Source organism: Lacipirellula sp., from assembly GCF_965279485.1.
Lineage (GTDB): Bacteria > Planctomycetota > Planctomycetia > Pirellulales > Lacipirellulaceae > Lacipirellula.
On sequence record NZ_CBDIIC010000002.1, the window covers coordinates 1,140,110 to 1,154,162 of the forward strand.

A 14,053-nucleotide genomic window follows, 5' to 3' on the forward strand; every position below is an offset into this window, starting at 1 on the left:
TGCGGAGCTCTGAACTGAGAATGATCTCTCAAACTCTCCGGCGCTGGGCGCTGTTCGCCGCACTACTTCCCCTGCTTTTCCCGGCTGCAGCGTCCGCTGAGGATACTTCGGCGGAAGTTGCGATCGCCGCCGACGCTGCTGTCCACCTCGCCCTCAAGGTGGCCGAAGACGTTGAGGCGACCGCCTCCGATTCTGAGGAAAGCAAAGTTCTCGCCGTCTCGCAGGCCGTCGTCCGCGAAGCCACCGACTACAGCTTCCGCCGCTGGCTCCGCACCCGCGTCTGGGACGAAGAAGACGAAGCCCGCTACGGCATGACTTTCGACGACGATTGGGAAGTAACGGCCGCCGCCAATCCCAAGCTGCCGCTGGTCGTGCTCGTTCATGGCTACAACTCGAACCCGCTGAAGAATGCCGCGGTGATGGAACCCGTCCGCAAGGCCGGCTATCCGTGTGCGACGTTCGCGTATCCCAACGACTGGGAGATCAACGAATCGGCCGCCCGCTTGTCGCAGCGGCTGAAAGAGATCGCCGCCGAACATCCCGGCCAGCGGCTCGCGATCGTTACCCACTCGATGGGCGGTCTCGTCGCTCGCGCGTGCCTGGAAAGCGCTGAACTCGATCCAGGCAATGTCGACCGCTTGGTGATGATCGCCCCCCCGACTCATGGCACGATGCTCGCCCACGTCGCGGTCGCCACCGACGTTTGGGAGCATTGGATCGGCCGTTCAGAAGGGGGCGGCTGGACCCGTTGGCGAGATTCAGTGATCGACGGTCTCGGCGAAGCGGCCGACGACATGGTTCCCGGCTCGCCGTTCCTCACCGAACTCAACGCTCGTCCCCGTAATCCCAAAGTCCGCTACGCGATCTTCCTCGGCACTTCAGCCAAGGTCACCGATGGCGAAGTGAAGTGGATGCGCACCGCCCTCCAAGAAACAGGCGGCCGTTGCCCTGGCTTCCGCGACTGCACCGGCCGCGTCGACAGCTTGCTCGCCGACATGGAAGAGCTTGTTGAAGGGAAGGGCGACGGCGTCGTTGCCCTCAAACGAGGTCGCCTCGACGGCGTCGACGATGTCGTCATCCTGCCGTTCGGCCATCTCAATTGCACCGGCGTGTGCGATTGCGAAGCGGTTGAGCAACTCCAATCGGAACTGCTCACTCGGCTCAAGTAGCATGCGTTGCAATTCACTTGGAGGAGTTCGAAGCTGGAACAGCCCTCGCTGCCGCCGAAGCGCCGCTGGATCCGCTGGGCCGCAGGTTTCGCTGCAGCGCTACTGCTGGGAACAGTTGCCACTGCGTGGTTTTTGGGAGGTAGCCTCTTAGCATCGGCCAATACAACGGTTGGACCGCCTCCAGCCGAACTACCGTTCGAAACGATCACCTTGCAGACCGCCCGACAGACGCCGGTGGCCGCGTGGCATCTGGCGGCGCCCGGCTCAACGGCAACGGTGATCTTGCTCCATCCGATTCGCGGCTCACGGCTCACCATGCTCAGCCGAGCAAGGCTACTGCATCAGCATGGTTTCGACGTGCTCCTGATCGACATGCAGGCCCACGGTGAAACGCCTGGCGAAAGAATCACCCTCGGCTACCTCGAAGCCGACGACGTTACGGCTGCCGTAGCCTACGCGCGGCGTCGCAGCCCCGCTCATCGCATCGGCGTTGTCGGCCGGTCGTTGGGAGGAGCCGCGGCGCTACTTGCCTCGCCGCTAGGCATCGACGCCTTGGTGCTCGAGTCCGTCTACCCGACCATCGAAGAAGCTATCCACGACCGGCTACGCATGTGGCTCGGGCCGTTCGCCGGCGTCACGGCTCCGCTGCTGCTCTGCCAAGTTGAGCCGCGGTTGGGCATCGCTTGCTCGACGCTGCGTCCTATCGACCACATCGCGGCGGTCGGCTGTCCGGTGCTCATCATGTCGGGCACGGAGGACGAACATACGACCATCATCGAGACGCGGCGGCTCTATCAAACAGCGGTCGAACCGAAGGAGTTGGTCGAATTCCCCGGCGTCGCCCACGTCGACCTCATGGCCGCCAATCCCGCGCTTTACGATGAATCGATTCTCCGTTTTTTACGTCGCTGGTTAGAAACTAGCCCAAATTCGGCACTGTTGGGCGACGGTCCGCCGCCTTGAGGCGACCTGTCAGAGCTGCAAGTGTGTCAAGAGCGAATCCCGAAATAGCCTCAATCTGCTATCTATCCAGGGTGGTAGCGGCCGTTATACTGTCGGTCTAGTCCGCGGCATGGTCCGAGGCACGGTTTTTCGTTTTTCTCAGGGAGTCCCAATCATGGGCAAGAAGTTATACGTAGGCAACTTGGCCTACGGTATCGGCGACAGCGATCTCGAGCAGCTCTTTTCGGCCTACGGCACCGTGCAGTCTGCTCAGGTGATCATGGACCGCGACACCGGTCGTTCGAAGGGTTTCGGATTCGTCGAAATGGGTTCCGATCAAGACGCGCAAGCTGCGATCAACGGCCTGAACGGCATGGAATCGCAAGGTCGCGCGCTGACCGTTAACGAAGCTCGTCCGAAGGAACCCCGCAGCGGCGGCGGTGGCGGCGGCTACGGTGGCGGCGGCGGCTACGGCGGCGGCGGCGGTGGCGGCAAGCGCGGTGGCGGCGGTGGTGGTTACGGCGGCGGCGGTGGCGGCGGTCGCCGTTACTAAGCGACGCTGCTACGAAGCTGCACTGCTGCTTCACAGCCATCTGGATATCGCATCGGCCTCGGGCAGTGGCTGAAAGATTGAAAAACCAAAGAACCGTCTGCTGGCTTCCAGCAGGCGGTTTCTTTTTTGCGCTCGCCGGGAGAATCTGAAATGCACTCACCGCCATCGCCGAGGTGATGATACGATATAGAGATCAACGTAGACCTCTTCGCACCTTCTCTTTTGAACGACGCGCATGCGATTCACCACGCGCGACCTCCTCGCCGCAGTTGCGTTCACGGCCATCCTCGCAGTCTTTGCTGGGCAGACAGGATTCATCCACCCGTTTTACTGGATCACCGTAGCCATCTCGTTCGCCCTGGGATGGATATTTATTAGGTGCTCAAACGGCGGCATGAATGTCACAGCTGCTGTAGTGATCTCGGCATTCTGTGCTCTCTGCTTGGGCACTCTCGCGACGGTCGTTGTCGGCGGGTTATTGTTGCTAGCAGCCATTGCATGTCGGATTGGCCCGCCGGCCTCGACACGCGCGCGATACTACATAGCGATGGCGTGCATCGCCTGCGGCATCGGTCTCTCAATGATCCCTGGGCAAATCGAGCATCAACGTTTAGAGAAACTGCGTCGCGAATTTCCGATCGTGTCGCTTAACGATCGCCTCGCATATGAAGCGAAGACTCCTCTAGTTTCGCCCCCAGCCCTACAGCCTGCCGTCGCCCAACAGCTCGCTACCGTCGAATCGGCATTGGAAGAACAAGGTTGGCGTCGTTGGCAGCTCGAGAAAATTCACCAGCGGCAATACGATCAGTTCGCGCGTGCAATCGGATTTGGTCCCGTCCGCATGGCCAGTCCACGCCTGCAGTCGATTGAAACACCTACGCTCCGAGATGTTCCCTACGAACGGCAAGTAAAGACGAAGGAAGATTTGGCTGACGATCCTTGGAGGATCGGTCAGCCTCTCGGCCCCGCTGATGCGATTGAGTATGTGCACGAATCAAGCCGCAGTGACTTCCTTCATCCGGAGGGTTATGGAGCCGTCATTTCGCCTCGCAACCAAGTTGCAGGCTTCATCGAGCATGCGTTCCACCGGCATCCCCTGCAAACGGCCAATAGACCGAAGTGGTTGCTAGACCGCATAGAACTCATCAGCCTGCTAAAGTTCAACGAGCCGCGAGTATACGTCCTCGATCACCTGCCGCGGATGGATCAACTCAGCAGCGATACAATACCGACGCGGCCGCTCAACGAGTTTGAAGCCTCGGCGCTGCAGAAGCTTCAAACCGACGAAGACCTCGTCGTGGCAGAGAACGGAAATCAGGTCCAGATGCTAGGCTCGCTCAGAGCAGCAAAGCAGTGCCTCGATTGCCACAATGTCCAGCGTGGAGAACTATTGGGGGCGTTCTCATATCAGCTCACGCTAACGGGGGAATCTGAGGCGTCGCCTGCCGCAGACTCCGTAGCGGCGCAGGAACAGGCATCGCCGTAAATTTATCATTCACCGAGGGCTCTTCTTCGTTACGCGCTCGAGTGTCCGCCGCTAAGTTTCAGCCGATCTTGCAACAGCTTCCATGGAGAATTCGCCGAGGGACGCAGAGACTCAATTCGTTGGAGATTCCGGCCGGATAGAATACACGTTGACGGCACATCGGTTCCTAACGAGAAGTTCTCTCATGTTACGCATTTCGTTTTGCTTACTTTTTGTCGTGAGCTCGGCGACGGTGATTCACGCCGAACAAACCGGCTATCCATTGACGCCAGCGCCGTTCGAGCGGGTGACGTTAACCGACCAGTTCTGGCTGCCCCGCCTGCAGACACAGCGCAAGGTCCTAGTCCCCTACTCGTTTCAGCAAACCGAGCAGGCGCTCGGCGATTTGAAAGTCGCGGCCGCGATCCTCGCCGGCGATAAGCCTGAAAAGCTGCCGGGCCCGGAGCGGTTCCGAACTTCCGATCTCTTCAAAGTCATGGAGGGCGCGGCCTATCTACTCGCGATCGAGCGCGACCCGCAGCTTGAGCAACAAATGGATGAGATCGTCAAGGTGATTGCCGCTGCGCAGGAGCCTGACGGCTACCTTCACCCGGCTCGCACGCTCTATCCCCACCTGAAGATCGACATGATGGGCGACGGTAAGTACGCCTACGAAGACCACAGCCACGAACTTTATATTTGCGGCCACCTCTACGAAGCCGCCGTAGCCTACTTCCATGCAACCGGGAAACGTGCGTTACTCGACGTCGCCGAGAAGAACGCCCAACACGTTGAGCGCGTCTTTTTCACGGGCGACCCGGCGTACAACGGCGGCAAGCCGGTGAACCAGGCGCCGGGGCATGAAGAAATCGAGCTTGCCTTGGTGCGACTCTCGGAAGCGACGAAGAACCCACGCTACCTGAAACTTGCTCAGCGATTTCTCGATATTCGCGGCGTGACACATCGGCCGGAAGGGGAGGGCGTCTTCTCTCCAACGTACGCCCAACAACATGCGCCGGTGACGAAGCAGACGGAGCCCGTCGGGCATGCCGTCCGTGCGACGTACCTCTACGCAGGCATGGCAGACGTTGCAGCGATGCTCGGGATCGATGCATATGACGAGGCGCTCAACAAGATTTGGACCAATATCGTCGACACGAGGATGCACATCACCGGCGGACTGGGCGCGGTGCATGGCATCGAAGGATTTGGACCGGCGTTCGATCTCCCTAATGCGGATGCGTTCAACGAAACGTGCGCAGCTGTGGGGAACGTCTTTTTCAACTTCCGCATGTTTCTCCTTGAGCGTGACGCCAAGTACCTCGATGTGGCCGAGGTCGCGCTCTACAACAATGTCCTCGCGGGGGTGAACTTCGCTGGCGACCGCTTCTTCTACGTTAATCCGCTCGCAGCCGACGGCGCCCGTCCGTTCAACCATGGGCATGCCGGCCGTGCGCCGTGGTTCGGTACGGCTTGCTGTCCGACGAATCTGGCGCGACTCATCCCGCAAGTGCCGGGTATGATCTTCGCCAGCGACGACGGTGGGCTCTACCTCGGCCTCTACGCCGCGAGCCGGACGAAGCTCACGCTCGCCGGCACGCCGACGGAGGTCATCGAAGCGACTAAGTATCCATACGACGGCCGCGTCGATGTCACCTTGCGCCCCGAACAGCCGACCAAGTTCGCCGTGCGGCTGCGTATTCCAACGTGGACGACCGATCGGTTCGTTCCGGGAGAACTCTATCGCTTCGCTGACACTGGCCAAACCGCCCCAGCGGTGAGCGTGAAAGTGAACGGCAAGGAAGTTGAGTTCCAAACAGCGAAGGGCTTCGCGATCATCGAGCGAGAGTGGCAGGCCGACGATCGCATCGAACTGCTGCTGCCGATGCCGGTGCGGGCGAGTCGTTGTCGGAACGAAGTCGCCGCTGATCGCGGTCGGATTGCCGTGACGCGGGGTCCGCTCGTCTACTGTGCCGAATCGCCCGACAACCAGGGGCACGTATTCAACTACCTCGTCACGCCGGAAAACGTGGCAACGACCGCGACCGAAAAGTTCGAACCGATCGCTGGCGCCGAGGTCCTCAGCGTCGCGATCGACGCGATGAGATCAACGAAGGCAGAGGCGCTCGAACCTGCGCGGCTCACGCTGATTCCCTACTTTGCTTGGGACAATCGCGGGACGGCCTCAATGGAGGTTTGGATTCCCGAAAACGAGGCGACGCTTCACGCAAACGAAATCAAGGTGAGTGACAACGCACAGCGATTCAAATCGGCCCGCGCGAGCCACACGTTCGATCAAGATCGCGTAACGGCGATCATTGATGGCCGGTTGCCGAAAAATTCGTTCGACGCGTCGATTCCCCGTTGGACGAGTTGGCCTGAGCGCGGCAAGCCACAAACGGTCGAGCTTGAACTAGCCAAGTCGACCGACATACGCACCGTGGAAGTCTACTGGTACGACGACCACGGCGGCGTGCAGGTCCCTGAACGGTGGGCGCTAGAGATCTGGCAAAATGGCGAATGGGAGCCATTCGATCTCTACAATACAGACGCGTATGGCGTCTCACCCGACCAGTACAATGTCATTCACCCTGCTGCTCCAACCACCACAGACAGGTTGCGGCTGCAATTGTGGCCGAAGGGAGAGGCGGCAGTGGGCATTTTGGAGGTCGTCGTCGAACCTGAAGAATAGTTTGAGGTTCTCAACAGATCGAGATGATGTGAGATGACGAGAGGGGCCGCGCTGTCGTGGCTTTATTCAAGCTTTAGCTCGACTAAGTTTTCACCGTCAGCTTTCACCGTCGCTGAAAGATTGCTCGTGTCTGGCGAAGCATACTTTTGGGGCAGCGTGTTTTTCGGTGGTTTGGAAAGCGACGGCGGTCCGCTTGGTTGCTCTAGCTTGATGACAAAAACTCGATAGTCTCCGGCAGGCAGCCCTTCTTTCGAAGACTTTCCCAAGTCGTACATAACTTTCACGTTGAACGAACCATCCGGCCCCGTCTGAGCGGTCGCGCCGCCGATGCCAAGGTCGGCAGACTGTGGAACAAAGGTAACGTCTGCCCCCGCAACCGGTGCTCCTCCGATGGTCACTTTGCCTGTCACTGGGTAAGTCACCGGCTCGGACGAACCAGATCCACAGCCCACGGCAACGGCAAGTATCAATAGCGCCACCGGGCGAATCGTCTCGGCCATACAAATAGTCCTCTGAACAGAGCCTGAGACTAGAGCCTTATCCACAGTGATAAACAGCTTCGCTAGAACGCTTCCGTGACGGATTCACTATCCGAGCGAGCGCCGAGGCGTTGGTAATTTGTATAGTCAATCGATTCGCTGAGAAAATGGACTGACCCGTCGCAAAACACGAAGTTAACGCCGCCTGCGTGGCGAGACTTGAATCCGTGTGCAGCGTTGAAGTCGTCGTCCCAACGCCTCTTTTCCGGCTGCGGCACCCCGGTAACTGCCGGAGAAGTCTCGTAGTTCAGAGGGGCGGTCGTCGCGAACCACATCCCTTCGGATAGCGTCCAACCGTTAATCCAATTGTGAGCCGCAGTGGATGGCCGGATTTCACCCATCATAATCGTGTTGGATGTGCCGTCCTCAATTTCCTTCAGCGCTGCTGCCCAAGCGCTGCGACTAAATACGCCGCTGATCGTCGCTGGATCAGGACAATCGCCGCGCTCGTTCATGGGATTTCCGCAGCTATCCGGCTGGGCGGTCGTGTTGAACCAATCGTCGCCTGGATATTTGGAATTGGTGCCATACTTCTCATTCCCGGTGTAGCCGACGACATCCTTGACGCGAAAGTTCTGCCACCCCATTAGCTGGGCTCCCATCGACCCAGCGTAACTCGTCGTGGCCACTGGGCCCGGATAGTTGATCGACCATTTATTCGGAAACTCCGCCGGGTCGACGACGCCCGTTAGATCGTCCGACGGACAGGTGAGGATCGCCAGCGGAATCTGCCGCAGCTTCACCCCTTGCACAGTCTGATCGCCGGGAACAACTGTAGTCGCCTTGATGCTGAGATCGAGTTGCCCATAAAGCCCCGAAGCTTCCAGATAGGGCGTCACCATCACTAGATGAGAGGCCAAGTCGCGTTTCACTAAGCCGGTCTTGCTGGGATAGATAAACTGCTCATTCTGAGCAAATCGTTTCTTAGAGGTCTCATGGTTGAGCATCCCCAGACCGAGCTGTTTCAAATTATTCAGGCACTGGTTGCGCCGCGCTGCTTCGCGCGCCGCCTGGACTGCGGGAAGCAGCAGTGCGACCAAGACGCCAATAATTGCGATGACGACGAGCAGTTCCACCAAAGTGAACGCCCGCGACTGCTGACGTTCGCGTCCAACACGTGACATGAGCGCAGTACCGACCGACGAATGAGGCGAAAACGCGACCATCGCTTGCACTCCGACTGAGGTAACTTGCAAACCGAGACCGCTTGCATCACTGCAAGCGATGATTCGAAGAGAGTCGAGCGATCATTCGCTCGGATGAACAGACTTTGACGAGACGCTCTTCATTATAACGAAACCGCTGCCGGCGCCCAAGGTTTCGGAATGTCGATCCGTCGCGAAAGAATTCCTCTCCGTACGCAATTCAGTGAAGGAATGCGGATGAAGATGGTGCAACAGCCGACAATGAGGAGCGAAAAAGCGGCCAACCGCATTGCAATAACAGACAGCCAGCGACACCGCTGCGCAAGCGTACCAGGTGGACAGTTCACCGTCGTGAGCTCCGCGCGTCGCTGGCTCGGGGCTGATTTTGCGATCGCCGAGAACGACTTTGGCTCGACCAGAGTTTCTCACGAAATGTTGGCGGATTCAGCGTAAGAGCAGGGCAAGCAGTTGCACGGCCTATTTCGCGGCTCACGATGCGGCCGCGTCGACGGGCAGGCAATCGACGGAGGCCTGGCCCGAGGGATAGGCGACCAAGACTTGGCATGGCGCCGTTTGGATGACGCGTCGCGCGACGCCGCGGCTAAGACGCCATGGTCGAGGCTGGTCGCGGGTTCCCAGTACGATCACGTCAATCTCGTGCTCCATCGCGTGGGCGACGATTTCCACATGCACCTCGCCCGACCGCCAAGCGAAAGTCGCTCGGATCTTATCGCTCCAGGCCGCGGGGATCATCCGCTTCATGCGGCGGATCGCCGCCCCTTCGAGCCGGTGAAGTTGCAACTCCTGATCACCGTGCGACATTGCGGGCCCAGCCGGCGCCCGCAGTACCGAGTGAAGCAATCCGATTGCGTCGAGCCCCGTTCGCTCCGGAAGCACCCGCTCCAACGGCGACACATGAAGGAAGGTGACGTTAGCCCCCCACTGCGCGGCCAATTCGATAGCAGTTAGCCGCGATCGCCGGGAATCGTCGTCGAAATTGATCGGCGCCAAGATTCGCAGCTGCTTCGGGTCGTTCGACGCCTCGGGATCGCCGCTCTTCCAATCAATAATTTCGTGCGAACGGGTCATGGCGAACTCCTCGTCGCGGCGCTGTCGGCGAACGAACGCGCATGTAAGCCGGTCTGCCGCGCCTGCGTCTCGTTTTGCTCTCGATCTTCAAGCGGGGGCCGGCGGCACAGGCGCCGCCGCCCCCTACAAGCGCCTTAACGACCAGTTGACGCAAGCTGCTGAGCTGTTCCGGCTCCATCAGCACCAAAGTTGCGCCTGCCGCTTTGCATCGAAACGACCGAATCGCCGGCCTCCTCGTCGAGTAGAGGGTCGCCCGCGTTTTCTATCGCCATCACGTTGCGTTGGATCTTGTCGCTGATATCTCCCAGCGGCAGATGGCTCAAGCGACGCACGGAGAATGGGTTCTCGAGCTCGATGCCGATCTGATCGAGCGACAACAGGGGGAACGCGACGAGCATTGTAAGGAACGGCGTCAGCATCCCCGATTTGTCGACGATCGCCAGCGGCAGCACGGCGAGGTACAGAAAGATGAAGTGCCGAACCTTGATCGACATGACCTTCGCCAGCGGCGTGGCGAGAATGCGTTCGCAGGCCCCGATGTGATCGATCAGCTGAGCGCGTTGGTCGTCGGCCCGCATGAAGGCAAATCCGTCCATCGCCTCGCTCTGGCGGGCCGATTGCAACATCCGCGCGACTTGCAGCGAGCAATAGAGCGGCGCGTGGTCCGCCCGCTCGAGTTGCTCGATTTCCTCGGCAGTCATCAGATCGTCGATGTCGGAGAAATCCGTTTCGCCGCGCAGCGTATGACGAGCTAAGTGCGGGAACACCGCCGTCCACCGCAAAAAGCGATTCTGCCATGCCGCGTCGTCTGGTCCGTACGCCGAGCCAATGACGCCCAAGTTGCGCGACTGATTGACGATGCCGCCCCACAGCTTGCGACCTTCGTACCAACGGTCGTAGCCGGAGTTGGTCCGCAACACGAGTACTAGCGCCAAGATGGCGCCGATAATCTCGTAAGGCGCCACGCCAAGGCCAGTCTGCACGTGGGTGTAGTTAGCGACCCACCACACAAAGGCGCCATACAAACCGAAGACGACGACCCGCTTCAAAATGAACGGCGTGACCGACCCGCTGAGGGCCGTGACCTCACGCCAAAAGTCTCTCCGTTCCATACTGATCCGCCTGTTCGCGAGTTGAGTTCGTTGGAGCTTGAAACCCGCCGAGTCGCATGGCGACTGAGAGGTTTAGGCTGGCCTGGATCTCAACGCAGCAATCATGCCGATCAGCTAAGAGCTAGCGATAGCCGCAAAAACGCTCCCCCAGGCATCGCAAAGTGCCGATACGCCCGGCCCGGCCGCACAACCAGTGCAACAAACCACGCGACCGGCCATCGGCCGGCGCCATAATTTGTACAGGCCGTGAGCGACTGTTCAGATTCTGTACGGCCAACCTGCGCCCTAATCAGGCTCAGTCGGCGGAGATTTCTGGGCGATTCGGAGAGTTCACGCCAATTTCCAGCTCGCTCAGTCGGTTACGAAGCGTCGTCCGCGAGATGCCCAGCACCTGGGCCGCCTGAACCTGGTTGCCGTCGACGTGGGCCAGCACCTGATCGAGCAAGATGCGGTCCACTGCGGAGTGAACATCGCGGTAGAGGTTGCGATCTGCGCGTGTGAGTTGCTCGCGAACCATCGAGGCGATCGCCGCGACGCCGTCCGAAGGTCCCGCGGCGGAGTGGGCGTCGTCATGATCGCCGCGAACAATTGGCGGCAACGAGCCGGAGGTGATCGTGTCGCCGACCGCGTGTAGCAGGGCGTACCTGATAACCGCCTGCAGTTCGCGGACGTTGCCATACCAACGGTACATCTCAAGCCGCCGCATCGCTTCGGGCGAGACGACGCGAACCTGCCGGCCGAGCTCGCCGTTGAAAATCCCCACAAAATGGGCGACGAGCGGTTCGAGGTCTTCGAGTCGATCGCGGAGCGGCGGCACGTCAATCACAAAGCCGCGCAGCCGATAGTAAAGATCCTCCCGAAACGTCCCTTCGGCAACCATCGTCTCCAGCTTGCGATTGGTCGCGGCGATGATGCGGACGTTGGCGCGGAGCGTTTCATTGCTGCCGACGCGTTGAAAACTACCGTCCTGCAGTAGCCGCAAGACTTTCGCTTGCATCACGCCCGACATGTCCCCGATCTCATCGAGAAAGAGCGTGCCGCCGTCGACTTGCTCGAACTTGCCGATGCGGAGTCGATCGGCCCCTGTGAAGGAGCCCTTCTCGTGACCAAACAGTTCGCTTTCGAGAATCGTTTCGGAAATGGCGGCGCAATTAATGGCAAGAAACGGACCGTCGGCGCGGGCGCTGTGCGCGCAAATCGCCTCGGCGATTAGTTCCTTGCCGCAGCCGCTCTCACCTTGAACAAGCACGGTGAGGTCTTGCTGCGCGACGCGGCCGATTGCCTTGAAGACTTCTTGGATGGCGGGCGAATGGCCGACGATCCGCTGCTGTGAACGGGGCTCCTCGCTGGCGAGGATCGTCGACGCGTCGTTGGTGCGACTGATCTCCAGCGCCCGTTCGACATGCTCGCGGAGCTTGTCGAGTTCGATCGGCTTGAGCAGATACTCGTACGCCCCGCGCTTCATCGCCTCGACGGCGGTTTCCATGCTGGAATAGGCTGTGACGATGATCACCGGCACGCGAGGATCGATCTCGTGAATTTCGTTGAATACGTCGAGCCCGTAGCCATCCGGCAGACGAACGTCGAGAATGACGGCATGCGGGCGCTCGGACCGAACAAGTTCGATGCCCTGCGCTGCGGTACAAGCGTTAAGCACTTCCAACGTTTCGCGGCGGAGCGCTTTGGTCATCGAATAGAGCAGATTGGGCTCGTCGTCGATGATCAGTAATTTTTGACTCATTTGGCTTCCACCGATTCTCCCGTCGTACTCTCGATTCTCGCACGCTCAGTCGGCAGGGGAAGTTCGATAACGAAGACGGCGCCGCTGTAGTCGCCGCGGTCGAGGGCCAGCTCGCCGCCATGAGACCGGACAATTCGCTGGCTAACAGCCAGTCCCAAGCCCATGCCTGTTTCTTTCGTGCTGTAAAAGGGTTCGAAAATTCGGGTCGTTTCGCGAGGACCGATGCCAGGCCCGTCGTCGGCGACCTTGATCCGGTAGCCAGAGGGCTTACCCCCCGTAGTCGGCTCGATCGTAATCCAGATATTGCCTCCGGTTGGCGCGGCATGGATGGCGTTGACCAACAGGTTGAGCACGACCTGTCGAATCCGCGGCGCGTCGATTTCAAGCATCACGGGCTCGGCGGGCAGATGGCAGTGGAGCGTAGCGCCGCGGGCGTCGGCCTGCCGCTGGACGAAATCGACGGTGCTCTCTACGATGCCGCGAACGTCGACGATCGTTCGCTTCAGCGGCGTCGGTCGAGCGAAGTCGAGGAACTCGGTCAGCAGGTGCTCCAATCGGCGAATCTCGTCGTCCATGATTTGCAGGTCGCGGCCATCGAGCCCGCCCGGGCCTTGTTGCTGCTGCGCCGTCTGGACGAGCATCTTCATCGCCATCAGAGGGTTGCGAATCTCGTGCGCCAGCCCAGCCGCCAACTGGCCGAGGCTCGCAAGCTGATCAGCTCGGACGATCTCGCGATGCCGAGCATGCAGTTGCTCGACGACTTCAGTCACTTCCGTCGAGACGCGTTGCAGGGCAGGGCCGAGGTCGTCGAGGTCGAGCTTCGTGGAAACGACGAAATCGCCGGCGACCTCGCTGAGCTTCCCCGCAACGTTCTGCATCGGAATGTGCAGTTGCACGAGCGATCGGTGAATCGTCCGCGCGATGGCATACCCGGCAGCAAGCGCTGCCAACGAACCAAACACGCCTAGCAACAGCAACATGCGGGCGAGTCGATGGGACTGGCTTGCCGCCTTCTGCCGATTGGCCTCTAGCAGCGCTTCGTCGGCGTTCAGGTACTCGCGCGCCGGCGGCAATACTTCCTCGGCTAAGATTGCTTCGGCTTCTTCCGCTAGTGCGAGCTTCTCAGCGTCAAGGTTCGACGCCTTCGCGAGTAGTTCGATTTGCCGGTAAAACATCCCCAGACCATCGTGGACCTTGAGGATTAGCTGCTCTTCCTTCCGCGTATGGGCAGACGCTTCGGCGCGATGTAGCCAAACATCGATATCGGCCCGCTCGGTCTTGAATGCCTTCGAGTCGGTGAATTTCGTCTTCTCCAAATCGGAGAGATTGTGCCGCCAGAGGTACAGATCGAGCTGATGACGCAGTTCTTGGATGTGAAGTTCCAGCTCGACGGCCGCGCGGATGCTCTCAACGTTCTGCGTGAGCATCGCCTCCGACCTGTCTTGCAGTTGCTTCACGTGCCACGCGCCGTAGCTAGCCACCGCCAGCAGCAGCAAGCTAACGACGACGATCAGCACGGTAATGCGATCGGCCGTACGAATCCGCTGCCCGAGCTTGTAAGTGAAGGGATTCATCGGCGAGCCTCCACCTGCACGTCAGAGCGATA

The 14,053-nt window shown here is 60.0% G+C and carries 11 protein-coding genes; 5 read left to right on the forward strand and 6 right to left on the reverse strand.

Features of this window, described 5'->3' with window-relative positions:
* The first annotated feature begins 20 nt into the window (after positions 1-20).
* The 5 genes from ACQY7R_RS12215 to ACQY7R_RS12235 all read left to right on the forward strand — a co-directional run bounded on the left by ACQY7R_RS12215 (position 21) and on the right by ACQY7R_RS12235 (position 6,821).
* Positions 21-1,169 carry an esterase/lipase family protein gene (locus ACQY7R_RS12215; RefSeq protein ID WP_428305880.1) on the forward strand — a complete coding sequence of 383 codons (1,149 nt, stop codon included), beginning with the start codon at positions 21-23 and terminating at the stop codon, positions 1,167-1,169.
* A gap of 210 nt (positions 1,170-1,379) precedes the next feature.
* Complete coding sequence (locus tag ACQY7R_RS12220) at positions 1,380-2,132, forward strand: alpha/beta hydrolase (protein ID WP_428305881.1); 753 nt, start codon at positions 1,380-1,382, stop codon at positions 2,130-2,132.
* 154 nt (positions 2,133-2,286) lie between these two features.
* Positions 2,287-2,664, forward strand: coding sequence for an RNA recognition motif domain-containing protein (locus tag ACQY7R_RS12225; RefSeq protein WP_428305882.1), 378 nt, complete (start codon positions 2,287-2,289; stop codon positions 2,662-2,664).
* A gap of 235 nt (positions 2,665-2,899) precedes the next feature.
* A complete protein-coding gene (locus tag ACQY7R_RS12230; RefSeq protein ID WP_428305883.1) occupies positions 2,900-4,150 on the forward strand; it encodes a hypothetical protein in 1,251 nt (416 codons plus the stop codon).
* Positions 4,151-4,334: 184 nt separating this feature from the next.
* The gene (locus ACQY7R_RS12235; protein ID WP_428305884.1) at positions 4,335-6,821 is read left to right on the forward strand and encodes a glycoside hydrolase family 127 protein; all 2,487 of its coding nucleotides are present in this window, start codon (positions 4,335-4,337) and stop codon (positions 6,819-6,821) included.
* 62 nt (positions 6,822-6,883) lie between these two features.
* Here ACQY7R_RS12235 and ACQY7R_RS12240 read toward each other — a convergent pair whose 3' ends face one another.
* The 6 genes from ACQY7R_RS12240 to ACQY7R_RS12265 all read right to left on the reverse strand — a co-directional run bounded on the left by ACQY7R_RS12240 (position 6,884) and on the right by ACQY7R_RS12265 (position 14,021).
* On the reverse strand, positions 6,884-7,321 hold the full coding sequence (locus ACQY7R_RS12240; RefSeq protein WP_428305885.1) for a carboxypeptidase-like regulatory domain-containing protein: 438 nt from the start codon (positions 7,319-7,321) through the stop codon (positions 6,884-6,886).
* A 62-nt stretch (positions 7,322-7,383) separates the two neighbouring features.
* Positions 7,384-8,484 carry a DUF1559 domain-containing protein gene (locus ACQY7R_RS12245; protein ID WP_428305886.1) on the reverse strand — a complete coding sequence of 367 codons (1,101 nt, stop codon included), beginning with the start codon at positions 8,482-8,484 and terminating at the stop codon, positions 7,384-7,386.
* Positions 8,485-8,994: 510 nt separating this feature from the next.
* A complete protein-coding gene (locus ACQY7R_RS12250; protein WP_428305887.1) occupies positions 8,995-9,594 on the reverse strand; it encodes a universal stress protein in 600 nt (199 codons plus the stop codon).
* 134 nt (positions 9,595-9,728) lie between these two features.
* The gene (locus ACQY7R_RS12255) at positions 9,729-10,706 is read right to left on the reverse strand and encodes a bestrophin family protein (protein ID WP_428305888.1); all 978 of its coding nucleotides are present in this window, start codon (positions 10,704-10,706) and stop codon (positions 9,729-9,731) included.
* Positions 10,707-11,001: 295 nt separating this feature from the next.
* Complete coding sequence (locus ACQY7R_RS12260) at positions 11,002-12,447, reverse strand: sigma-54-dependent transcriptional regulator (RefSeq protein WP_428305889.1); 1,446 nt, start codon at positions 12,445-12,447, stop codon at positions 11,002-11,004.
* Complete coding sequence (locus ACQY7R_RS12265) at positions 12,444-14,021, reverse strand: sensor histidine kinase (protein WP_428305890.1); 1,578 nt, start codon at positions 14,019-14,021, stop codon at positions 12,444-12,446. The genes ACQY7R_RS12260 and ACQY7R_RS12265 overlap by 4 nt, the downstream gene beginning before the upstream one ends.
* Between the last annotated feature and the right edge of the window lie 32 nt (positions 14,022-14,053).